Consider the following 21,621-nt stretch of genomic DNA (forward strand, 5'->3'; position numbering starts at 1 on the left):
GGTTTTAGTACCATATGTGTTTTAACACCACCGCGATATCAATTTGCACACCGCAAATCATCGTGAAATTTCGGGTCATTTTAGTCAACTGGTAGCTGTCGAGCCAGGGGCGGTAGCGTGCCTGTAAAAAATAATAACCTTTTGATTACATGAAGGAAAACGAGTGAGTCAACGCATCATCCCTTATCACCGGATTCTCGTGGTAAAGCTCAGATATCATGGCGATATGCTGCTGACCACTCCGCTCATCAGCACGCTGAAAGCCAATTATCCTGACGCTAAAATCGACGTATTACTGTACCAAGATACGATACCCATTCTCTCTGCAAACCCGGAGATAAATGCGCTTTATGGTCTCAAAAGAAAGACCCGTACTCTTTTGGAAAAAGCCCGTAATTTCAAAGAAATCAGGCAACAGCTTAAGCAAAACAATTACGACCTTATCGTCAATTTAGCTGATCAGTGGCCCATTGCCCTATTGGTAAAATCATTGGGATGTCACAGTATTGCTCTCGATCGGGGCGATAATCTGAAGGGAAAGATTTGGCGCTCATTTTTCAGCACCTGTGTTCCCCCAATAGGCGCGCACATTGTTGAGCAAAATCTTAATCTCCTCACCCCGCTCAACCTGCCGGCGTCAAATACATGTTCTACATTATCGCTGCATTATCGTCAGGAAGACGCCCAAAGTATTGTTAACCAATATCCTGCACTTTTAACGCAACGCTACGTCGTCATTCAACCCACGACTCGCCAATATTACAAATACTGGGACAACGACAAATTCGCTCAGGTCATTGACTACCTTAAAGCAAAAAATCTGGAAGTCGTTTTGACCTGTGGTCCTTCAGAAGACGATTTAAACGTGGTGCGAGACATTCACTCACATTGCACGCATAAACCCGATATGACCTTTGCGGGTAAAACGAGTTTTCTGGAACTGGCCGCGTTAATTGACAACGCCGTGTTGTATATCGGTGTGGATTCAGCTCCGATGCATATGGCTGCAGCGCTGAATACACCGCTAGTGTGCCTGTTTGGGCCAACAGACTACAAACTATGGCGTCCGTGGTGCGGCCGCTATAAGCAGATTTGGGCAGGTGAATATCAGCAAATGCCAGCCCAACAGAATTACGACCAGACAGTCAAATATTTGTCCTGCATTCCTGCACAAGCGGTTATTCAGGCATCTGAGCAAATGCTACAAGAGTCGCAGGAAGAGAACACCAAATGAAAATCGCATTCTGCGTCTATAAATTCTTTCCTTTCGGCGGGCTACAGCGGGATTTTCTGAGCATTGCACTAACGTGCCAAAAACAAGGCCACGACATTCGTGTTTACACGAGTGAATGGCAAGGCGACAAACCTGAAGGGTTCGACATCGTTCTCGTGCCCATCTCAGGGCTGGGTAATCATACTCGCCATCGCCGTTTTTCTGACTGGATACAACGCCATTTACAACAACACCCAGTCGACCGCGTTGTCGGGTTTAGCAAAATGCCAGGACTGGACTTCTATTATGCCGCTGAAGGATGTACGGCAGAAAAGGCGGTTCAGGAAAAAGGCTTCTTTTATCGACTAACACCCCGCTACCGCGGCTACGCAGCACTTGAACGAAACGTATTCGATAAAAATAGCCACGCGCGCATGCTGATGCTGACGCCGCGGCAAATCGCTCATTTTCAGAAGCATTACGGCACGCAAGATGAGCGCTTTTTTATGCTACCGCCGGGTATTTCGCTGGACAGAAAATACAGCACGCGCTCTCCAGATACGCGATCACGCTTCCGTCAGCAGAACCAACTGGATGAAAATGGATTTGTTCTATTACAAGTTGGTTCCGACTTCAAACGCAAAGGCGTTGGCCGCAGTCTGACGGCTATCGCCAGCCTGCCGCAGGAACTGCGTCGACGCGTAACACTACTGGTTGTCGGCCAAGACGATCCAAAACCGTTTCAACAGCAGGCCGAGCAGCTCGGTATCGCTAACCAAATACGCTTCTTCTCTGGCCGAGATGATATTCCTGATTTCATGGCGGCCGCAGACTTGTTACTTCATCCGGCTCATCAGGAGGCCGCTGGCATCGTTTTACTTGAGGCTATCGCGGCTGGGTTGCCCATACTTGTTACCGATGCGTGCGGTTATGCTTTTTACATTGAACGCTCGCAGGCCGGACAGGTCATCCCTGAGCCTTTTAGCCAGACAGCACTGAACCATGCATTATCACTCGCACTCAGTCAGCCAGAAACGCTTAACCAATGGGCAGAAAATGCCCGCCACTTTGCCGACACAGAAGATATTTATAGTCTGCCAGAAAAAGCGGCACAGTTAATTACCAGCGCAAACGCTCGTTAAACTAACGCAGTATATTGTTGCAAAAATAACGCGTTGGTCCCATTTATTTTTAAGAGCCATAACCGAGTTAACTATGTATTTTTCATCGCAGGGTGTTATAAAAAGAAAAGTTTCATTTACTCGCCCCTTAGCGGAAAATTCAGAATCCGATACGCTAAATGTCGCTTACGGTATTGATAAACACTTTATGTTTGGCTGTGCTATTTCAGCAGCATCAATGTTGCTCCACAACCCTAACATTAAATTTTCATTTCATATATTCACCGACTCATTAAGTGATGATGAAGAGAAAAAATTTCAAAACCTCAGCGTTCAATATAATGCAAGTATTGATATTTACATTGTAAATTGTGATGAGCTGAAATCGCTCCCTAGTACAAAAAATTGGTCTTATGCTACCTATTTTCGCTTTGTGATTGCCGATTTACTTTACCCAGAAATTGAAACTCTTCTTTATATCGATGCTGACATTGTTTGCAAAGGCTCATTACACGACCTATTAAGTATCGAATTCAACAACAACATTGCGGCAGTGGTCGCAGAAGAAGGCAAGGTTTGGTGGGAAAAACGGGCAAAGGCGCTTGATGAACCAGGAATCAATGCCGGATATTTTAATGCTGGATTCTTATACATCAATCTCGCACAATGGCAAAAACACGATATTAGTTCACAGGCCATGTCTCTTCTTGCAGATGAGAAAATAAAGTCAAAAATATCTTATCTTGATCAAGATATATTAAATATCTTACTTATAGATAAAACAATATGGCTTGATAAAAAACACAACACGCAATATAGCATTAATTATGAACTTAATAATCCTAAACCAGTCAGTCCTATAACGGATAGCACGGTTATGATTCATTATATTGGGCCAACAAAGCCCTGGCATAAATGGGCTGAAAATTACACTTGCACGGAGTATTTTCTAGATGCCAAAAGAGCATCCCCGTGGAATCAGTCCCCCTTACTGCAAGCAACAACCACGAGTAATATGAGATATTGTGCTAAACATCAGCTTCATAGCAATTTTGTTTTTTCCGGAATTTTTAGCTATCTTAAATATTTTTATAGAAAATTATCTAAAAACTAGCTGTATTTTTTCCCATAGACAGTTTAATAAAAATGAGAATGGAAATGTATTTTGATAAAAAAACAGTTATAGAAAAACACATTAGCATTAATGAAAAAAACGTTAAACCAGAAAAATCATTTCATATTGCTTATGGTGTAGATAAGAACTTTTTATTTGGTGCAGCCATATCAATGACATCAGTAATTATAAACAACAAGGAAAAGGAACTTAATTTTCACATATTTACTGATTATATTGATGACGAATATACTACTAGAGCTACAGAGTTAAGTAAAAAATTTGGGGTTATTATCGATATTTATTTAACAAACCCCAATTGCATTTCAAATTTACCGACAGAAACATGGCCACTATCAACCTATTTTAGATTTATAATATTTGATTTTTTAAGCGAAAGAATAAATAAATTACTTTATCTTGATGCGGATATTATATGTAAAGGATCTATTTCTCATATTACAACACTTGATCTAGATGAGCATTTTGCAGCAGTAGTTCCAGATATAGAAGCAATGCAAGTTATTGCCGCGAAAAGATTAAGTATCTCAAAAATTCAAGGTCGTTATTTCAATGCAGGATTTCTATTGATGAACCTGGATGAATGGAAAAAAAACGATCTCACAAGAAAATCAATCTCATTATTAAGCGATCCAGAAAAAAACAGCGTATTGAAATATCAAGATCAAGATGCTCTTAATCTATTATTGTTTGGGAATTTAATATACTTGCCTAGAGACTTTAACTGTATCTTTACTCTAAAGAGCGAGCTATACGACAGAACACATAACTTATATCGGGAAACAATTAAAAATGAAACGGTATTCATACACTACGTTGGCATAACAAAACCATGGCATGAATGGAGTTCATACCCTTCGGCACAATTTTTCCAAGTAGCTCATGCTGAATCTACATGGGAAGATAAAAAATTATTGCCGCCTATTAATGCCGCTCAATGGAAGAAAAAATCAAAGCATGAATTTAAACAGAATAAATTTATAAAGGGTATATTAAGCAGATTGAAATTCAACCAAATTCGATAGCGAAAACGAACTATGACTGTGTTTTTTATAGAATGGAATGCTGAGTATGAAATACTCATGTTACAATCGCTTCATGATAAATATCATGTGATACATAAAAGAAATGTCATGAAGCATTTTACAAAAAAAAATATTTTTCTAAAAAAAATTAATTTTAATAATGCTTTCTTTGTAAAGATTCATTTATTTTTTAAATTAAGAGAAGTAAAAGAAGACGACATCCTGGTTTGTAATGGATACAGCATACTAGGGTGTCTAGATATAATAAAAAAAGTTAATGCCAAGAAAATATTAGTAATCAGAGATACAATATTCCATCTTGAAAACGAAATGAAAAGAAAGAAAAGATGGCTCAAAGAAGATGGTGATTTTGTAAAAGAGGTAGCGCCTTATTTTGATAGAATTTATAGTTTCGACAGAAATGATTGCGAGAATTATAATTTTGAATTTTTAGATCAATTTATACCTTTTACCTCTGATGAGGTAATAAAATTAAGAAAAAATAATGACCAAGAAAGAAGAGAAAAAAAATCATGTTTTTTCGTTGGTGAATATAGAAAAGAACGGGAGGAAATATTAATAGATATTAACCAACACATAAAAAAATCAGAATATACTATGAATGCTTATCTTTACGATGAGAAAAACATAAGCGATTCATACCCAGAATTTTGTAAAAACACGTCTATAAGTTATCATGAAAATATTTCCATGGTGAAAAATTGCGACGTTATCATAGAAATAAACCATCATTCGCAACGCGGTTTGACACTACGAGCTATAGAAGCCTTAGCATTTAACAAGAAATTAATAACCAGTAATAAAGATATATTAAAATATGAATTTTATTCTTCAGATATGATATTTATTATTGGTTATGATGATTATGAAAGAATGCCTTTATTTTTATCTAAAAACAATAACCATTTTGAAAGTAAATTCATTTTTAAATACACTTCAGATTTTATGTTAGAAAAAATAACAGCTTAAACACACCTAAAAATAACATAAGTTAATTACATGAAAATTATAATTGTATCACCTGAATACACTGACAGTAGTGGCGGCGTTATTGTATTACATAAACTATGTCATATATTGAATGAAATAGGCATAAGTGCTTTTATGTATCCCATGCTTGAAAAAAAATCCAACAGTAGAATGGACAGCATTAGATTTCATATAAAAAGATTGAAGTTTTTATATAAAAGGTACAGGACTAACAAAAACCTTAATACTCCATTGATTAGATTTATTTCCAAGAGATGTCTCGAAAAAAGTATCGTTATTTATCCTGAAGTCGTATCTGGCAATCCAATTAAAGCAAGAAATGTTGTTAGATGGTTCTTACATCAACCAGGGTATCATACGAAAGAAATTAATTATTCACCAGGTGAGTTATATTTCAAATTTCATTCTGGAATTAATGATTTTCATTATCCAGGTTCTTACTTATCAAAAAATGAAATGAAAGTAATCCATCATCCACTAGATATTTATAATTTAAATAACCTTCCGAAAGAAAGGGATATTCCATCTTGCCATATGATAAGGAAAGGGAACCCCCAAAAGCCTGTTCACAGTGAAGATTCAATTCTTTTAGATGGATTAACGCATCAAGAAACAGCTGACGTATTTAAAAGATCGAAGGAATTTATATGTTATGATGATTATACTGCATACTCTATTTTTGCAATTTTGTGTGGGTGTGAGTCTATTGTTATTCCCGAAGATAATAAGTCTATTGATGAGTGGTTCCCGAATATAGAGGAGCGCTATGGAATTAGTTACGGGCTAACAAAAGAACAGAAGAAATGGGCATCAGAAACAAAAGAAAAAGTTCTTGAGCATATCGAGGCAGAACATAAAAACTCAGAAAACAATGTAAAAATCTGTGTGCGTGAAATGCTAGATTTCTTCAAAAAAAGAGAACTTGATTGATTTAATACATATATACCCACAATCATTGAAGATGCTTGATTTCATCCCGCATGAAGATATTTATCGCCGACGAACAGAAAGCTGAACTTGAATACTTTCATGACACCAGTCGTGATAAGCGTGTTTGTGATCGCATTAAAGCTGCCCTTCTTGCCTCAGAGGGTTAGACATCTGCGATGATTGCGCAAACTCTGCGTCTGCACGAAACGTGCGGTAAACCAGCATATTAACGATTACGTCAACACCCGCAAACTTAAGCCTGAAAATGGTGGGTCTGCAAGTCGGCTTAATGTTAAACAAACAGCAAGCCTAATTAGTCCACTTATCTCAGAAGTTATTCCATCACACCCACGCCCAGAAATCACGATCACTTCCAAGTGCTCAGGGATACATCTTTAACTTTATTGGGTATATCATCTACATGATATATTGCCTGTTTTTTATTAAAAAAAATCTTATTTTCATTAGCTATGAGAAAAATTGGAAACATTATGACTAATAAAAACATATTCGTAACTCAACCCTATTTACCCAAGTTAAGTGAATTCACTCCATATTTAGAAGAGATATGGAATAATAAAATACTCACTAACGGTGGCCCAATGCATGTGAAATTAGAAGAGTCATTATGTGAGTATTTAGGTGTGAAATATATTTCATTATTTAATAATGCGACTATTGCATTATTAACAGCATTGCAGTCTTTGAGGGTCTCAGGTGAAGTTATCACCACACCTTATTCTTTTGTTGCTACCGCACACTCTTTGCTTTGGAATGGTTTAAAGCCCGTTTTTGTTGATATTGACCCTATTACACTCAATCTAGATTCGAGTAAGATTGAAGCAGCAATTACTCCACAAACAACAGCCATCATGCCTGTTCACTGTTATGGTAATACCTGTGACACCGCAGCGATACAATCCATTGCGGATAATTATAACCTTCGAGTTATTTACGACGCAGCCCATGCATTTGGAGTAGAGGATGAAGGCGGAAGTATTTTAAGATATGGTGACCTCAGCGTACTAAGTTTCCATGCAACAAAAGTGTTTAACACTTTTGAAGGTGGCGCAATTATTTCTCCAGATGCTAAGACAAAACTACGTATAGATCGTCTTAAAAATTTTGGTTTTATTGATGAAACAACCGTTGTTGCACCTGGTATAAACGGTAAAATGAGTGAAATCAATGCTGCTTTCGGTCTGTTGCAGTTAAAACATATTGACGATGTCATAATAAAACGCCAAGAGATCGATGAGTTTTATCGGAATCAGCTGAAGGAAATAGAAGGTATAAATATTATATCCCCCGTACCTACAGCTATCTCTAACTATTCATATTTTCCTATATTGGTTGAGAAAGATTATCCGTTAAGCAGAGATGAGCTCTATGAGAAAATGAAAGATGACAATATCTTTTCACGACGGTATTTCTATCCATTAATTAGCGAGTTCCCTATGTATAGAGGAATGCCATCGGCTAGCGAAAGTAATCTTCCAATAGCAAATTCCATCGCTAAAAAAGTCATTTGCCTTCCTATTTATCCAGCTCTAAACAAAGATGATTTACATAGGATAACTAGTTTAATTAAGAGATTTTCACATACTAAATAATTTCGCATATTATCGCTCCATTTTAGTTCAGCCGATGTTTATGGGACCGCATTCATAAATTGATTTATCCGTTCCAGTAACTGCTGCATGCACCGGTGCTGATGATTCCACGCTATAGTTTCATGTAGTGCTTACCTCAGTGTCAGCATCGTTGTCATCCCATTAAAAAATGAATAGCAGGACGAGCAACTCATTGTGTAACAGGAATCTACCTCTATAACTTGGCTAAACACAAAGTGTAACCCATACCCGTGGTAAAGAAAAAATTACAGACTACTAGCCATAATTATGACATCGCCACACTCAGCGAAAGCTTAACTCGCACAATAACGCTGCAGGATTATGAATGATTGGGTGCTTGAGGAAATAATCATCCAAGTATGTGTATTTCTCAGGTTTCGACTTTGTTACAGACATAGAAATTCAGATACCTAATTAATTCAACCCAAGTAGTAGGTTGATCATAATAAATCTCCCCTACTTACAAAATGTAGATCTATTACATTGATAGAGAGTTACCCTTGAGAAAAAATCTATCCATACTTATAATCACTAAAAATGAATCAGAATTAATAGAAGAGTGCCTGCAATCCGCTAGTTGGGCAGATGAAATCATTGTCGTCGATTCTGGCAGCACCGATTCTACGGTAGAAATAGCTCATCGATATGGTGCAAAAGTCTACCAACACGATGACTGGCCGGGATACGGCAAGCAAAGGCAGCGTGCGCAGAGTTATGCTAACGGAGACTATGTCTTTTTCATTGATGCTGATGAAAGAGTTACCCCTGAACTGCGCCGATCCATTGAAAGCATGTTACTCCAATCCCATCTAGACGATAAAGTCGTCTACTCCTGCGCGAGGCGAAATCTCTTTCTTGGTCGCTTTATGAAACATAGCGGTTGGTATCCCGATAAGGTACTCCGACTCTATGCAAATAAACACTACCAGTATAATGACAACAACGTGCATGAATCATTGGATTGCGGCAATGCCCCTATTCAATATTTATCCGGAGATCTTAAGCATTTAACCTGCCGTGATTTTTCAATATTCCAGGAAAAACAGTTGCGTTATGCTGTTGCGTGGGCAAGAGAACGTCATGAGAAAGGAATATCCTGCCGCTATTCTGAGATATTTACTCATTCCATATTTTCATTCTTAAAAACTTGGCTCTTCAGAGCAGGTTTTTTGGATGGAAAACAAGGATTACTGCTCGCATTTGTTAATGCTCAATATACATTTAACAAGTACACTGAGTTATGGTCACTTAGTAATAAGTACTAATAAATAAAAGCCACGCTTTCAATATAAAAATAAAAAAAATTATTAAATAAATTTTCACCAAGGACGATGCAATGATGAAAATATCTAAGAAAATTCATCAAGTATACACTAAAGGCATATATGATTTGCCTAAAGAAATTTTAGAATCCATCGAAAAACTAAAAGAGATGAATCCAGGATGGGAGTATTTTTTCTACGATGAAAGAAACATAATTGAATATATAGACAAACATTACGGAAAAGAGATGCTGAGTGTCTATTTAAATATAGATCCAAAGTATGGTGCAGCCAAGGCTGATTTATTTCGTTATCTTTTGATTTACATCGAGGGCGGCGTTTATTTGGATATTAAAAGTTCATGTTCAATCCCACTCGACAATGTCATTAAAGAAGATTGTGAAATATTGCTATGCAGTTGGGATAATAATAATGAATGTGGCTGCGATAGGAATATGGGATTACATAAAGAGTTAGAATTCTTAAAATGTGGGGAATACCAACAATGGAACCTAATTTCAGTACCCGCCTCTCCTTATATAAAATCGGCTATAGACGAAGTTGTCCATAGGTTAAAACGCTACAAGCCTTGGATTTATGGTGTAGGAATGAAAGGCGTGTTAAATACGACAGGCCCCGTTCCATTTTCTGTTGGCATTGAAAAAATCAATAAAACTGAATTTTTCCATCATGAAGAAAATCATCGTAACATAGGGTTAAAATACCGTAATGTTACTGAAGAGACACTAAGAGAGCTTAACAAAAACCACTACAGTAAGCTCAAAGACTCCATTGTTATTCTGGAAGGAAAAGATAGGTTATACTATCGGTTATGGTTATTTTTTATTTACCCTTTGCAACGGCTAAAGAAAAATATTATTAATGAAAGCAAAGGTGTCATAAGAAAAATGAAACGTATCTTACGCAAAAACTCAAAATAGATACAAACGTCTCATAAGTAAGGTGTGTGTAGATTATAGTTGACTCTTCTGGCTTGTTCGGTTGTCCGTTTCCTGTATTAGATTCAATGATTGCCGCCATTGCGCGCATCTGCCAGCGATTTTTAAGAAAATCGGCTGAGGAATAAACGACATCCGTTTTACAAATAGCCTTATCCTCACGAACCCGATAAAATCCCCCCAGCGATAACCGATAACAGTAGATCTTATGTTACAAACTCTCTACACCATCATCCTGTACCTCATCCAGCCGTTGATTTGGCTTCGCCTGTGGCTTCGTGGCCGCAAGGCTCCTGCCTATCGTCGGCGCTGGGGTGAACGCTACGGTTTTTGTGCAGAGAAGGTTAAACCAGACGGCATCATGCTGCATTCGGTCTCAGTGGGTGAAACGCTGGCTGCCATCCCTCTGGTTAGAGCATTACGCCATCGTTATCCTAATCTGCCGATCACAGTAACAACTATGACACCGACCGGTTCCGAGCGCGTGCGTTCCGCTTTTGGCGATACGGTCTATCACGTTTATCTGCCTTATGATTTGCCCTGTGCCCTGAAGCGCTTCTTTGATCAGGTCCGTCCAAAAATCGTCATCATTATGGAAACCGAACTCTGGCCAAACCTGATCGCGGAGTTGCATAAACGCGAAATTCCACTGGTTATTGCAAATGCCCGACTGTCAGAGCGCTCTGCGGCGGGTTATAAAAAGATCGGCAAACTCATGCGCCATATTTTGCAGCGCATTACCCTCGTCGCCGCACAGAATCAGGAAGACGGGAATCGATTTATCGATCTTGGCCTGAAGCGCTCAAGCCTGAAAGTGACCGGCAGCCTCAAATTTGATATCTCCGTAACGCCAGAGTTGGCAGCACGAGCGATTACACTGCGTCGACAATGGGCGCCACATCGCCCAGTGTGGATCGCTACCAGCACGCACGAAGGTGAAGAAGCGATCGTTCTGGCGGCTCACCGACAGCTGCTTGCCACCTACCCTGACTTATTACTGATTCTTGTACCTCGCCACCCAGAACGTTTCTCCACCACCCAGGCATTAGCAGAAAATCTGGGGTTTACCTACACGCTACGCAGCAGCGGTGAACAGCCTTCTGCAAGCACTCAGGTGGTTATCGGGGATACCATGGGCGAGCTGATGCTGTTGTACGGCATTGCCGATCTGGCGTTTGTTGGTGGAAGTTTGGTTGAACGAGGCGGACATAATCCGTTAGAAGCCGCAGCCCACGCGATCCCGGTATTGATGGGGCCACATACTTTCAATTTCAAAGACATCTGCAACAAGCTAGATCAGGCCGACGGGTTGATTACCGTGACCGATGCAGATTCACTGGGAAGAGAAGTGGGAAAACTGCTCGCTGACGAAGACTATCGCCTCTACTATGGTCGACACGCTGTGGAAGTGTTACACCAAAATCAGGGTGCACTACAGATGCTGCTAACGCTACTGGAGCCTTATTTACCTCAGCGGACACAGTGAAGCAGTTACCGAGATTGTGAATAAAGGGCTGATGTGATGACAACCAAAGCGATTTACCCTGGAACGTTCGATCCATTGACCAATGGTCATTTGGATCTGCTGACGCGTGCATCACGACTGTTCGATCATGTGGTACTGGCCATCGCTGCTAGCCCCAGCAAGAATACGCTCTTCACATTGGATGAACGTGTCGCGCTGGCAAAGGGTGCCACGCAGCACTTATCGAACATCGAGGTAATTGGTTTTAGCGATCTCATGGTGCACTTCGCGCAGCAGCAAAAAGCGAATATTCTTGTGCGTGGTCTGCGAGCCGTTGCCGATTTCGAATATGAACTCCAGCTCGCAAAAATGAATCACCACCTCATGCCTACACTAGAAAGTGTTTTCCTGATGCCATCGGAAGAGTGGTCGTTTATTTCATCTTCTCTGGTCAAGGAAGTCGCGCGTCACGGCGGTGATGTAACGCACTTCTTACCCGATGCCATCGTTAGCGCCTTACAAAGTAAATTATCAAAGAATCGGTAGGACCGTTATTTTTTCTTTGAATATTGGTAAACCGTAAAATAAAAACGCAAGGCATACCAAAAATCATTAAATGACGTCATTCCCTTGAATAAATTCCCACCAATACCCGTAGCGATAAATTTTTCAGCTAGCTGTTGCCGGATAACAGGCGATGATATTTTTTTACGCAAAAGCCCAAAGAAATGACGACTCTCTCGATTGGCATGACGAATTAATGCTTTATTTAAAATAACGTTGTCTTTTTTCAGGCTAGCAAGATCAATCAGGCCATGCATGATGTCAATATAACTATTTGCTCTGCGTGATATTTTCTCAACCGACACGGATTTTGTGATCGAATTCGTATTGCCCATTCGATAGCCATAAGCTACTTTTTCACAGAAACCTACTCGTTTAACTACCAGCGCTAAATTTGCCGTCCATAGAATATCCTCATGCATCATATCTGAAATAAAGCTTAAATTGTTCAATGAGATGATATCGCGACGTATTAGCTGCAACCATGCAAAGTGGTACCATTCGTTATGTTTCACACTACGAATAATCCACTCATCTCCGCTGATTACCTCACCCCATGGTTGCTTCGTCTGAATTGGTTCTTTTACTTCTTGTTCTGGGTTTTCATTAAACTTGAAACCATTACCTATCAATAGATCGAGGCGTTGTTCCTTAGCTTTTTCAAGCCATGTTGATAGCGTATCTTTTTCCAACCAGTCATCGCCATCAACAAATGCAATCCACTCTCCATTGGCGTGTCGGATACCTGTATTTCTTGCCTCAGACAGCCCTTTATTTTCTTGACTGATAATAATCAGGTTCGTAACCGACTTGCCGATCTCATTCAGTTTTACAAGACTGTCATCTGTGGAACCATCATTCACCGCAATAATTTCGAAAGAGACATTGGCCTGAGCAAGTAACGACGAAAAAAGAGGCTCTATGTACTCTTCACAGTTACAGATAGGAACAATGACGCTGATATCCACACGACTCATAATATCCTCTGAAACACCCTATTTTTGAGATAAAAAACTGAGCAAATAGTATTAACGCTGACAGCGACGACAAAAAAAGGTACTGCGCTGCCCGTGTTTCGCGGTTTCTATCGGCGTGCCACATGTCCGACAAGGTTCGCCATTACGGCCATAGACTCGCAGCTCCTGCGCGAAATAACCGGGTTTACCGTCTGATTGCAAAAAGTCACGCAGCGTCGTGCCCCCTTGCTCAATCGAAAGCTGTAGCACCTGTTTAATCACGCCCACCAATATGGCTGCATCGTTTTCATTTAACGATCCGGCAGCTCTGTCAGGATGGATGCCCGCAGCAAACAGCGATTCGCTTGCGTAAATATTACCTACGCCAACTACTACTTTGTTATCCATAATCCACTGCTTGATTGCTGTTTTTTTACCGCATGACGCCTGATAAAGGTAATCTGCAGAGAATTCCGCCTCTAACGGTTCCGGCCCCAGATGCGCCAATACCGAGCTGGTTTCGAGGTTATCCGTCCACAGCCAGGCACCAAAACGCCGAGGGTCGGTGTAACGCAGCACCTTACCGCTGTCCATCACCAAATCGACATGATCGTGCTTTTCCGGCTCGCTATATTCCGGCAGCACCCGCAGGCTACCAGACATGCCGAGATGCACGATAATCCAGCCACGAGTGAGTTCAATTAACAGATACTTCGCCCGCCGGCGCACGCTTAGCACTGGCTCATCGCTCAGTGAAAGAATCTCAGCCGATACTGGCCAGCGCAGGCGCGCGTTCCTCACTTCCGCGTAAAGGATGGTATGACCAACGAGATACGGTGAAATACCACGACGACTGGTTTCAACCTCAGGTAATTCAGGCATGCGCGTCTCCTGATAAAGGTGGCTACATTAGCATAAACAAAAGGATACCATCAGTGACGACCCGCAAGACAGGGGATGCGAAGGGAAACAACGCTATCGCTGACATATTTTACCCACAGCGATTAAAACAAATCAGTTAAGACAAATCGACACGTGCCTGACGGACAACTGCCAAAAAAAAACCCAGCCAAGGCTGGGTTTTTCATAAAGGAGCAAAAATTACTTAATTTTAGCTTCTTTGTAGAGAACGTGCTGACGGACAACTGGATCGAATTTCTTCAGTTCCAATTTTTCCGGCTTAGTACGTTTGTTCTTCGTAGTGGTATAGAAGTGACCAGTACCAGCAGAAGAAACAAGCTTGATCTTCTCGCGAACACCCTTAGCCATGATTCAGTTCCTTAATACTTTTCACCACGGGCACGTAGATCGGCCAAAACCGTCTCAATACCCTTCTTGTCAATAACACGCATACCTTTAGCAGATACACGCAGTGTTACAAAGCGCTTCTCGCCTTCAACCCAAAAACGGTGTGAATGCAGGTTCGGCAGAAAACGGCGTTTGGTCGCATTCAGTGCGTGGGAACGGTTGTTCCCGGCCACCGGACGCTTGCCAGTAACTTGGCAGACTCGGGACATGTCTATTCTCCAAAAATCAAATCAGCTCGAGCTTCGTATAGGGTTTGGCCGCCTCGTCAGGCTTTAGAGCCCATCTCAGCAACTTCACTGAAAAGACTCTGTCATCAGGATAAACCTGCTGAGATAGGCTCTTAACGCCACACCCAAGATTCTCAAAGGTGGCGTAGTATACGCTCTGAAGCGTAAGTGCTCAAGTCCCGAACAGCTAAAGATCCCATTGGATCGCGGAAATATCTGTCAAATCCAACCGCGCTCGGCAAAAGAAACGTATTCACCATGCCCAATCACTAAATGATCGAGCACGCGGATCTCCATTAACAGGCACGCTTTGACAATCTGTTCGGTTATCGCACGGTCAGCCTGACTCGGCTCCGCTTTTCCCGACGGGTGATTATGCGCCAAAATCAGCGCAGCAGCATTCGCCTTTAGCGCTTCACGCACAATTTCACGTGGGTGCACTTCCACACTGCTAATCGTACCAACAAACATCTCCTGATGGCGAATAACGTGATGCTGATTGTCTAAAAACAGAACTAAGAAGACCTCGCGTTCACGTCGCGACAATAGCAACTGCAAATATTGCCCCGTCATTTCTGGGTTCAGCATGGCATCTTCTTTCGCCAGACGAGAGAAAAACAGCCGCCGCGACAGCTCTGCGATCGCCTTGATTTGCGTATATTTTGATATACCTACCCCTCTGGCGTTATGGAAAGCGGACTGCTCGGCCGTCATCAGTTGATATAACGACCCAAACTGTGCCAACAAATTCTCTGCCAACTGCATCACATGCACACCGGGTAACCCTGTGCGTAAAAAAATCGCCAACAGTTCGGCATCCGTCAGTGATTCCGCACCTAAACGCACCAGTTTTTCACGCGGTGCCAATCCCTTTTCCCAACCCATCAGTCTCTCCCTGTACCGCTCGACGGCATCATGTCACGCCCGCAAAAACAGGACGATATCGGCGATAAAAGGCTGCGAAGCGCTTCGCAATCTTCTTAGAGAAACCACAGCAACGACCTTAAGATTCCTATCTGGCCTCAAGATTATGGTAAAATGGCGCCTCTTCTGACTTTCAATCGGACCATGATGATGACGGAATTTTCCAGCCTGAATGCACTCTCCGGCAAACGGATCGTGCTGGGTATCAGCGGCGGTATCGCGGCGTACAAGTGCCCGGAACTGGTGCGGCGCCTGCGCGATGGCGGAGCCGACGTACGAGTTGTCATGACATCTGCCGCTAAAGCTTTCATCACTCCACTGACGCTACAAGCCGTCTCTGGCTACCCCGTATCAGACGATCTGCTTGACCCCGCAGCAGAAGCCTCAATGGGTCACATTGAGCTGGGGAAATGGGCTGATTTAGTCATTCTTGCCCCGGCCACCGCCGACCTGGTCGCTCGAGTCGCCGCTGGCATGGCGAACGACCTGCTGACCACTATTTGCCTGGCAACATCTGCCACTATCGCCGTTGTTCCTGCGATGAATCAGCAGATGTATCGCGCAGAGCCTACGCAGGACAACTTGCGCACGCTGGCAGCACGAGGTTTACCGATCTGGGGGCCAGAAAGCGGCAGTCAGGCGTGTGGTGATGTTGGGCCGGGCCGCATGATCGACCCGATGAACATTGTTGGGCTGGCACTGCGTCATTTTTCTGCCATCAACGATCTGCAACATCTGAACATTCTGGTCACCGCCGGGCCGACGAGAGAAGCGCTGGACCCAGTTCGCTTCATCACTAACCACAGCTCTGGGAAAATGGGCTTTGCTATCGCGCAGGCCGCTGCCGCTCGTGGCGCTAACGTCACACTGGTAAGCGGCCCCGTCTCGCTTGCTACACCGCAGGGCGTCACGCGTATTGATGTCGGCAGCGCGCTGGAGATGGAACACGCAGTGATGGAACACGCGGCGCAGCAGCACATTGTTATCGGCTGTGCGGCAGTGGCAGACTATCGCGCCAAACACATCGCTGACGAAAAGATTAAAAAACAGAATCAGCAGGGTGATGAAATGACTCTCACTCTGGTCAAAAATCCAGATATTATCGCCGGTGTCGCAGCAATGACGAAAAATCGTCCTTATGTTGTCGGGTTTGCTGCCGAAACCCAGAATGTGGAAGAATACGCTCGGCAAAAACTGGCACGTAAAAAGCTGGACCTGATTTGCGCAAACAACGTCTCTCTTTCCGGGCATGGTTTTAACAGTGAAACCAATGCGTTACACCTTTTTTGGCAAGGTGGAAACACGCCGTTGCCGCAGTGCGACAAGCGTCTTCTTGGCCAAAAATTAATCGACGAGATTATCAGCCGTTATGATGAAAAAAATCGACGTTAAGATTGTTGACCCACGCGTTGGGCAGCAATTTCCGTTACCAACTTACGCTACACCGGGCTCTGCTGGGCTCGATCTGCGTGCTTGTCTGGATCAGGCAATTGAACTCAAAGCAGGGGAAACGACCCTTATTCCAACCGGGCTGGCGATTCATATTGCCGACACCGGACTGGCGGCGGTTATCCTTCCTCGCTCTGGATTGGGTCACAAGCACGGTGTCGTGCTGGGGAATCTGGTTGGGCTGATTGATTCAGACTACCAGGGGCAACTGATGGTTTCCGTTTGGAACCGTGGACAACAAACGTTTACGGTTGAACCGGGTGAACGCATCGCGCAGATGGTTTTTGTGCCCGTCGTTCAGGCTGAATTCAATCTGGTCGAAGATTTCGTCGGCAGCGAACGTGGAGAAGGCGGCTTCGGCCACTCCGGCCGTAGCTAACGCGCTCCAGCCACCCCATAGTGTAAAAAATTCATATAAGCCGCAGCGCCTATCCAAAAGGGAATGGCGACTGTGGCACTACTGGGTGCTTGTCAGTCCAATATTTAGCAAGGGTCTTTTCAGACATGGCAGAAAAAGAAAATACGAAAAGGAATCGCCGCGAGGAAATTTTGCAGGCGCTGGCGCAGATGCTGGAATCCAGCGACGGTAGCCAACGCATCACTACGGCAAAACTGGCTGCGAACGTCGGCGTGTCCGAAGCGGCGCTCTATCGGCATTTCCCCAGTAAAACGCGGATGTTTGATAGCCTGATTGAATTTATTGAGGATAGCCTGACCACTCGCATTAACCTGATTCTGCAAGATGAAAAAGAAACGTTTAATCGTCTTCGTCTGATTTTGCTGCTTATTTTAGGATTTGCGGAACGGAACCCTGGTTTGACTCGCATCATGACAGGTCACGCGCTGATGTTTGAACAGGATCGCTTGCAGGGGCGTATTAACCAGCTGTTTGAGCGTATTGAATCGCAGCTGCGTCAGGTATTGCGCGAGCATAAGCTACGCGACGGAAAAGGTTTCCAGCATGATGAAACGCTGCTGGCCAGCCAACTGTTAGCGTTTTGCGAAGGGATGCTGTCGCGCTTTATTCGCTCTGAATTCCGCTATCGTCCGACGCAAGAATTTGACACCCGCTGGCCGCTTTTGGCCGCACAGCTGAACTAAACGCTCCTCTTAGTTTATACCCTAAATAATTCGAGTTGCAGGACAAAACGTGTTCGTTTTGAATAGCGCGAAGCGTTAACCCTTTAGGGCGATGCTCAGTCATGAGCATCGTAACGCGGCAAGAGAGGGACAAATTCGTCGGGAACGAATTTGCCTAGCCAACGGCTGGCCTTCGGTGAGAGACAGGATGTCTCTCATTTCATCCCGATGAGCTTACTCAGGTAAGTGATTCGGGTGAGTGACAAATCTGCCAAAGACAGATTTGAACGCTGCTTGCAGCGGCCCCAGCGGGGCGAGGCACACGCAAGTGGGACGAGTAGCGCAGCCAACACACATGCAGCTTGAAGTATGACGAGGATAAGATTCCGCCAGATATTTCTGGCGGAACCCTGATTCACGAGTTAAATCCCGTACTGCTCACGATAGGCTTTCACCGCATCCAGATGCGCCGCCATCTCTGGTTTTTCTGCCAGATAGGCGATCAACTCCGTCAACGTAATAATCGAAATCACCTTGCACTGATAGTCACGTTCGACTTCCTGAATCGCAGACAGATCGGCACGACCGCGCTCCTGACGATCCAATGCAATCATCACGCCCGCCAGCGTCGCACCGTGCGCACCGATGATCTCCATCGACTCGCGAATCGCCGTCCCTGCTGTAATCACGTCATCCACCAGCATCACGCGGCCCTGCAACGGGCTGCCGACCAAACTGCCGCCTTCGCCGTGGTCTTTGGCTTCTTTGCGGTTAAAGCAGTAAGGCAGATCACGATCGTGGTGTTCTGCCAGCGCTACCGCAGCGGTAGTCGCAATCGGAATCCCTTTGTAAGCTGGTCCGAACAGCAGATCGAATTCCACACCGGAATCAACCAACGCTGCCGCATAAAAGCGCCCCAGCAAGGCCAGGTCGCGCCCGGTATTAAACAGCCCGGCGTTAAAGAAATAGGGACTGATGCGCCCGGATTTCAGGGTAAATTCGCCGAACTTCAATACCTGCTTGCTGAGTGCAAACTCAATAAACTGGCGCTGGTAGGCTTTCATTACGGCATCTCCTCGTTTTACGGGTTAATCACGTTGTTGACCATTATATATACCCTAAATAATTCGAGTTGCAGGACAAAAACGGCAAGGCGTTTTTGAACAGCGCTTGCGCTGACCCCGAAGGGGTGAGGCCATAAGGCCGCATAACGCGCGACGCAGGGAGTCCCCAGGAGCTTACACCAGTAAGTGACTGGGGTGAGCGAGGACAAACCGGCTTAGCCGATTTGAACGCCGCTTGCGGCGGCCTACTAGGGCGAGGCTCAAGATGGGCCGAGTATCGCCAACGCACATGCAACTTGAAGTATGACGGGTATAAAAAAGCGACCATTTGGTCGCTTATCAGAATCAATCGGCTAAGGCAGCTTTCTGCGCCTGAACGATGGTATCGATTCCCCCTCGGGCTAGCGCCAGCAGGGTGAGTAATTCTTCGTGGCTGAACGGCTCACCTTCGGCGGTCCCCTGCACTTCAACCATGCGGCCATCTTCAGTCATGACCACATTCATGTCGGTTTCAGCCGCAGAATCTTCCACGTATTCCAAATCGCACAGCGCTTCGCCCTTAACGATGCCGACAGAAACCGCCGCGACCATGCCTTTCATCGGGTTCTTTTTCAGCTTACCGTTGGCAACCATCTGATTCAGCGCATCCGCCAGCGCCACGCAGGCACCGGTGATAGACGCCGTACGCGTGCCGCCGTCTGCCTGCAAGACATCGCAATCGAGCGTAATGGTGTATTCGCCAAGGACTTTCAGATCAATTGCTGCACGCAGGGAGCGAGCGATCAGGCGCTGAATCTCCAGCGTCCGCCCGCCCTGCTTGCCTTTAGCGGCTTCACGCGAGTTACGGCTGTGCGTCGCACGTGGCAGCATACCGTATTCGGCAGTGACCCATCCTTGCCCCTGGCCTTTCAGAAAGCGCGGAACACCCTCTTCTACCGTGGCATTGCATAACACTTTGGTGTCGCCAAACTCGACCAAAACGGAACCTTCGGCGTGTTTCGTGTAATGACGGGTGAATGTAAGGGGGCGTACTTGCTGTGCACTTCGGCCTGTTGGGCGCATGGCTCATCTCCGGTGGGTCAATGAAAACTGGCGCGCATTATACGGTTTTCGCGGCGCGCTGCCTAATCTTACCCTGCGCCAGTACCGATAAATTTGCAACGCTAGCGGTTAATTCTTCACCAGTCATACCTTATCCTTATGCTATAACCTCAGGTTATACCCTACTCATAAACAAGTATTCGTCAGTGATGATGCATCATGAAATAGTCCGTTCATCCCTTGAGCGTGAATGAGAAAAAATCATGATGCGGCATATGCAAATTGAAACCGTCAATCTGCCACTAGCCCGTCCTATGGCGGCTGAGAACGGTACGCGTCACGCAGTTACCGTTATTCGCGTCGCGTTGGAAGAAAAAGGATTTATTGGACAAGGCGAGTGTACGCCAGCCGCACATTATGGCGAGTCCGCCGACAGCGTATGCCGCCAGCTCTCTGCGATCCGTGAGGCGATAGAAAACGGCCTCACCATCGAACAACTCCAACAGAATTTATCGCCGGGTGCAGCCAGAAATGCGCTGGACTGCGCGCTGTGGCGGCTCAACACCGCCTTGGAAAAACAGACGCTGTGGCAGCGCGTTGGCATTCACCCCCCCACGTCTGTGGTCTGTGCGCAAACGTTGGCGCTCGACAGCGTGGAGAAAATGGCCACCGCCGCATCCAATGCCGTTTCCCACGGCGCACTGCTGCTGAAAATCAAACTGGATCGCGAACTGATTCTGGAAAAAGTCGCCGCTATTCGTGCCGCCGCGCCCAATGCCAGATTGATTATCGATGCAAGAGCAAGCTGGAGCGGGCTGGATTTGCATAGCCTGTCCACCGCACTGCTGCCTTATCAGGTCGCGATGATTGAGCAACCGCTTCCTGTCGGTAAGGACGAGGATTTACAGCGTTTCGCCCATCCCATTCCTATCTGTGCGGATGAAAGCTGCCGCCACAGCGGTGATATCGTCGGGCTGCGCCGTCGTTACGACATGATCAACATCAAGCTAGACAAGTGCGGCGGGTTGACCGAAGCACTGGCAATGGTGCGTGAGGCCCACTTTCACGGCCTGCGCATTATGGTTGGCTGCACGCTGGGCTCATCGATGGCAATGGAAGCCGCGCTGCCGGTTGCAGCGGATGCCGAGCATGTCGATCTCGACGGCCCAATCTGGCTAGCCGCCGATAGCTCGCCTTATCTGACCTATAACCTCGGCCGAATCTGGCTATGACGTTATTAACCGAAGCAACCA

At 44.6% G+C, this 21,621-nt stretch carries 22 protein-coding genes and 1 pseudogene; 16 read left to right on the plus strand and 7 right to left on the minus strand.

Annotation, left to right across the window (positions count from 1 at the left end; genetic code table 11):
• Positions 1 to 163: 163 nt before the first annotated feature.
• From rfaQ to coaD, 12 genes and pseudogenes are all read left to right on the plus strand, one after another.
• The gene (gene rfaQ / locus DUT67_RS21200; protein WP_113632421.1) at positions 164 to 1,234 is read left to right on the plus strand and encodes a lipopolysaccharide core heptosyltransferase RfaQ; all 1,071 of its coding nucleotides are present in this window, start codon (positions 164 to 166) and stop codon (positions 1,232 to 1,234) included.
• Positions 1,231 to 2,355 carry a glycosyltransferase family 4 protein gene (locus DUT67_RS21205; protein WP_113632422.1) on the plus strand — a complete coding sequence of 375 codons (1,125 nt, stop codon included), beginning with the start codon at positions 1,231 to 1,233 and terminating at the stop codon, positions 2,353 to 2,355. Before rfaQ ends, DUT67_RS21205 begins: the two co-directional genes overlap by 4 nt.
• A 73-nt stretch (positions 2,356 to 2,428) precedes the next feature.
• Complete coding sequence (gene waaO, locus DUT67_RS21210) at positions 2,429 to 3,448, plus strand: lipopolysaccharide 3-alpha-galactosyltransferase (protein WP_113625960.1); 1,020 nt, start codon at positions 2,429 to 2,431, stop codon at positions 3,446 to 3,448.
• Between the two features lie 44 nt (positions 3,449 to 3,492).
• Positions 3,493 to 4,494 (plus strand): glycosyltransferase, encoded by a 1,002-nt coding sequence (locus DUT67_RS21215; RefSeq protein ID WP_189339519.1) that lies wholly within the window; start codon positions 3,493 to 3,495, stop codon positions 4,492 to 4,494.
• 108 nt (positions 4,495 to 4,602) lie between these two features.
• The gene (locus tag DUT67_RS21220; protein ID WP_145962307.1) at positions 4,603 to 5,484 is read left to right on the plus strand and encodes a hypothetical protein; all 882 of its coding nucleotides are present in this window, start codon (positions 4,603 to 4,605) and stop codon (positions 5,482 to 5,484) included.
• 30 nt (positions 5,485 to 5,514) lie between these two features.
• Positions 5,515 to 6,435, plus strand: a complete 921-nt coding sequence (locus tag DUT67_RS21225; RefSeq protein WP_113625963.1) for a WavQ — start codon at positions 5,515 to 5,517, stop codon at positions 6,433 to 6,435.
• 50 nt (positions 6,436 to 6,485) lie between these two features.
• A pseudogene (locus DUT67_RS21230) lies at positions 6,486 to 6,787 on the plus strand (helix-turn-helix domain-containing protein); the annotation flags it as partial.
• Positions 6,788 to 6,926: 139 nt separating this feature from the next.
• Positions 6,927 to 8,048: a DegT/DnrJ/EryC1/StrS aminotransferase family protein gene (locus DUT67_RS21235; RefSeq protein WP_113625964.1), complete on the plus strand. Its 1,122-nt coding sequence runs from the start codon at positions 6,927 to 6,929 to the stop codon at positions 8,046 to 8,048.
• Positions 8,049 to 8,569: 521 nt separating this feature from the next.
• Entirely contained in the window at positions 8,570 to 9,334 is a 765-nt protein-coding gene (locus DUT67_RS21240) for a glycosyltransferase family 2 protein (protein WP_113625965.1), read from the plus strand.
• Positions 9,335 to 9,405: 71 nt separating this feature from the next.
• On the plus strand, positions 9,406 to 10,272 hold the full coding sequence (locus DUT67_RS21245) for a glycosyltransferase family 32 protein (RefSeq protein WP_113625966.1): 867 nt from the start codon (positions 9,406 to 9,408) through the stop codon (positions 10,270 to 10,272).
• A 226-nt stretch (positions 10,273 to 10,498) separates the two neighbouring features.
• Positions 10,499 to 11,776: a lipid IV(A) 3-deoxy-D-manno-octulosonic acid transferase gene (waaA, locus tag DUT67_RS21250; protein WP_048258228.1), complete on the plus strand. Its 1,278-nt coding sequence runs from the start codon at positions 10,499 to 10,501 to the stop codon at positions 11,774 to 11,776.
• Between the two features lie 36 nt (positions 11,777 to 11,812).
• Entirely contained in the window at positions 11,813 to 12,301 is a 489-nt protein-coding gene (gene coaD / locus DUT67_RS21255) for a pantetheine-phosphate adenylyltransferase (RefSeq protein ID WP_113625968.1), read from the plus strand.
• 5 nt (positions 12,302 to 12,306) lie between these two features.
• Here coaD and DUT67_RS21260 read toward each other — a convergent pair whose 3' ends face one another.
• From DUT67_RS21260 to radC, 5 genes are all read right to left on the minus strand, one after another.
• Positions 12,307 to 13,296: a glycosyltransferase gene (locus tag DUT67_RS21260; protein WP_113625969.1), complete on the minus strand. Its 990-nt coding sequence runs from the start codon at positions 13,294 to 13,296 to the stop codon at positions 12,307 to 12,309.
• Positions 13,297 to 13,347: 51 nt separating this feature from the next.
• The gene (gene mutM / locus DUT67_RS21265; RefSeq protein WP_113632423.1) at positions 13,348 to 14,157 is read right to left on the minus strand and encodes a bifunctional DNA-formamidopyrimidine glycosylase/DNA-(apurinic or apyrimidinic site) lyase; all 810 of its coding nucleotides are present in this window, start codon (positions 14,155 to 14,157) and stop codon (positions 13,348 to 13,350) included.
• A 219-nt stretch (positions 14,158 to 14,376) separates the two neighbouring features.
• Positions 14,377 to 14,544 carry a 50S ribosomal protein L33 gene (gene rpmG / locus DUT67_RS21270; RefSeq protein WP_002208990.1) on the minus strand — a complete coding sequence of 56 codons (168 nt, stop codon included), beginning with the start codon at positions 14,542 to 14,544 and terminating at the stop codon, positions 14,377 to 14,379.
• Between the two features lie 11 nt (positions 14,545 to 14,555).
• On the minus strand, positions 14,556 to 14,792 hold the full coding sequence (gene rpmB / locus DUT67_RS21275) for a 50S ribosomal protein L28 (RefSeq protein WP_005967968.1): 237 nt from the start codon (positions 14,790 to 14,792) through the stop codon (positions 14,556 to 14,558).
• A gap of 237 nt (positions 14,793 to 15,029) precedes the next feature.
• Positions 15,030 to 15,695, minus strand: coding sequence for a DNA repair protein RadC (gene radC, locus DUT67_RS21280; protein WP_048258224.1), 666 nt, complete (start codon positions 15,693 to 15,695; stop codon positions 15,030 to 15,032).
• Positions 15,696 to 15,881: 186 nt separating this feature from the next.
• On the opposite strand from radC, the gene coaBC reads away from it, so the two are divergent.
• The 3 genes from coaBC (at position 15,882) to slmA (ending at position 18,284) form a co-directional block, all read left to right on the plus strand.
• Positions 15,882 to 17,126: a bifunctional phosphopantothenoylcysteine decarboxylase/phosphopantothenate--cysteine ligase CoaBC gene (gene coaBC, locus DUT67_RS21285; protein ID WP_189339522.1), complete on the plus strand. Its 1,245-nt coding sequence runs from the start codon at positions 15,882 to 15,884 to the stop codon at positions 17,124 to 17,126.
• Positions 17,104 to 17,562, plus strand: a complete 459-nt coding sequence (gene dut, locus DUT67_RS21290) for a dUTP diphosphatase (RefSeq protein WP_010285710.1) — start codon at positions 17,104 to 17,106, stop codon at positions 17,560 to 17,562. The genes coaBC and dut overlap by 23 nt, the downstream gene beginning before the upstream one ends.
• 125 nt (positions 17,563 to 17,687) lie before the next feature.
• Positions 17,688 to 18,284, plus strand: coding sequence for a nucleoid occlusion factor SlmA (gene slmA / locus DUT67_RS21295; RefSeq protein ID WP_005967978.1), 597 nt, complete (start codon positions 17,688 to 17,690; stop codon positions 18,282 to 18,284).
• A 401-nt stretch (positions 18,285 to 18,685) separates the two neighbouring features.
• Here the strand turns inward: slmA and pyrE are convergent, their stop codons facing one another.
• Both pyrE and rph read right to left on the minus strand, forming a co-directional pair.
• On the minus strand, positions 18,686 to 19,327 hold the full coding sequence (pyrE, locus tag DUT67_RS21300; RefSeq protein ID WP_113632424.1) for an orotate phosphoribosyltransferase: 642 nt from the start codon (positions 19,325 to 19,327) through the stop codon (positions 18,686 to 18,688).
• A 345-nt stretch (positions 19,328 to 19,672) separates the two neighbouring features.
• Positions 19,673 to 20,389, minus strand: coding sequence for a ribonuclease PH (gene rph, locus DUT67_RS21305; RefSeq protein WP_113632426.1), 717 nt, complete (start codon positions 20,387 to 20,389; stop codon positions 19,673 to 19,675).
• A 245-nt stretch (positions 20,390 to 20,634) separates the two neighbouring features.
• Between rph and ycjG the strand changes: the two genes are divergently transcribed.
• Positions 20,635 to 21,600, plus strand: coding sequence for an L-Ala-D/L-Glu epimerase (gene ycjG, locus DUT67_RS21310; RefSeq protein ID WP_173361615.1), 966 nt, complete (start codon positions 20,635 to 20,637; stop codon positions 21,598 to 21,600).
• Positions 21,601 to 21,621: the final 21 nt, after the last annotated feature.

The organism is Pectobacterium peruviense (assembly GCF_003312355.2).
GTDB lineage: Bacteria > Pseudomonadota > Gammaproteobacteria > Enterobacterales > Enterobacteriaceae > Pectobacterium > Pectobacterium peruviense.

Excerpts from the sequence above, each read along its gene's own strand:
- DUT67_RS21205 (WP_113632422.1), top strand. The coding sequence starts at position 1,231 with ATGAAAATCGCATTCTGCGTCTATAAATTCTTTCCTTTCGGCGGGCTA.
- waaO (WP_113625960.1), top strand. The coding sequence starts at position 2,429 with ATGTATTTTTCATCGCAGGGTGTTATAAAAAGAAAAGTTTCATTTACT.
- DUT67_RS21215 (WP_189339519.1), top strand. The coding sequence starts at position 3,493 with ATGTATTTTGATAAAAAAACAGTTATAGAAAAACACATTAGCATTAAT.
- DUT67_RS21220 (WP_145962307.1), top strand. The coding sequence starts at position 4,603 with ATGAAGCATTTTACAAAAAAAAATATTTTTCTAAAAAAAATTAATTTT.
- DUT67_RS21225 (WP_113625963.1), top strand. The coding sequence starts at position 5,515 with ATGAAAATTATAATTGTATCACCTGAATACACTGACAGTAGTGGCGGC.
- DUT67_RS21235 (WP_113625964.1), top strand. The coding sequence starts at position 6,927 with ATGACTAATAAAAACATATTCGTAACTCAACCCTATTTACCCAAGTTA.
- DUT67_RS21245 (WP_113625966.1), top strand. The coding sequence starts at position 9,406 with ATGATGAAAATATCTAAGAAAATTCATCAAGTATACACTAAAGGCATA.
- waaA (WP_048258228.1), top strand. The coding sequence starts at position 10,499 with ATGTTACAAACTCTCTACACCATCATCCTGTACCTCATCCAGCCGTTG.
- coaD (WP_113625968.1), top strand. The coding sequence starts at position 11,813 with ATGACAACCAAAGCGATTTACCCTGGAACGTTCGATCCATTGACCAAT.
- DUT67_RS21260 (WP_113625969.1), bottom strand. The coding sequence starts at position 13,296 with ATGAGTCGTGTGGATATCAGCGTCATTGTTCCTATCTGTAACTGTGAA.
- mutM (WP_113632423.1), bottom strand. The coding sequence starts at position 14,157 with ATGCCTGAATTACCTGAGGTTGAAACCAGTCGTCGTGGTATTTCACCG.
- rpmG (WP_002208990.1), bottom strand. The coding sequence starts at position 14,544 with ATGGCTAAGGGTGTTCGCGAGAAGATCAAGCTTGTTTCTTCTGCTGGT.
- rpmB (WP_005967968.1), bottom strand. The coding sequence starts at position 14,792 with ATGTCCCGAGTCTGCCAAGTTACTGGCAAGCGTCCGGTGGCCGGGAAC.
- radC (WP_048258224.1), bottom strand. The coding sequence starts at position 15,695 with ATGGGTTGGGAAAAGGGATTGGCACCGCGTGAAAAACTGGTGCGTTTA.
- coaBC (WP_189339522.1), top strand. The coding sequence starts at position 15,882 with ATGATGACGGAATTTTCCAGCCTGAATGCACTCTCCGGCAAACGGATC.
- dut (WP_010285710.1), top strand. The coding sequence starts at position 17,104 with ATGATGAAAAAAATCGACGTTAAGATTGTTGACCCACGCGTTGGGCAG.
- slmA (WP_005967978.1), top strand. The coding sequence starts at position 17,688 with ATGGCAGAAAAAGAAAATACGAAAAGGAATCGCCGCGAGGAAATTTTG.
- pyrE (WP_113632424.1), bottom strand. The coding sequence starts at position 19,327 with ATGAAAGCCTACCAGCGCCAGTTTATTGAGTTTGCACTCAGCAAGCAG.
- rph (WP_113632426.1), bottom strand. The coding sequence starts at position 20,389 with ATGCGCCCAACAGGCCGAAGTGCACAGCAAGTACGCCCCCTTACATTC.
- ycjG (WP_173361615.1), top strand. The coding sequence starts at position 20,635 with ATGCGGCATATGCAAATTGAAACCGTCAATCTGCCACTAGCCCGTCCT.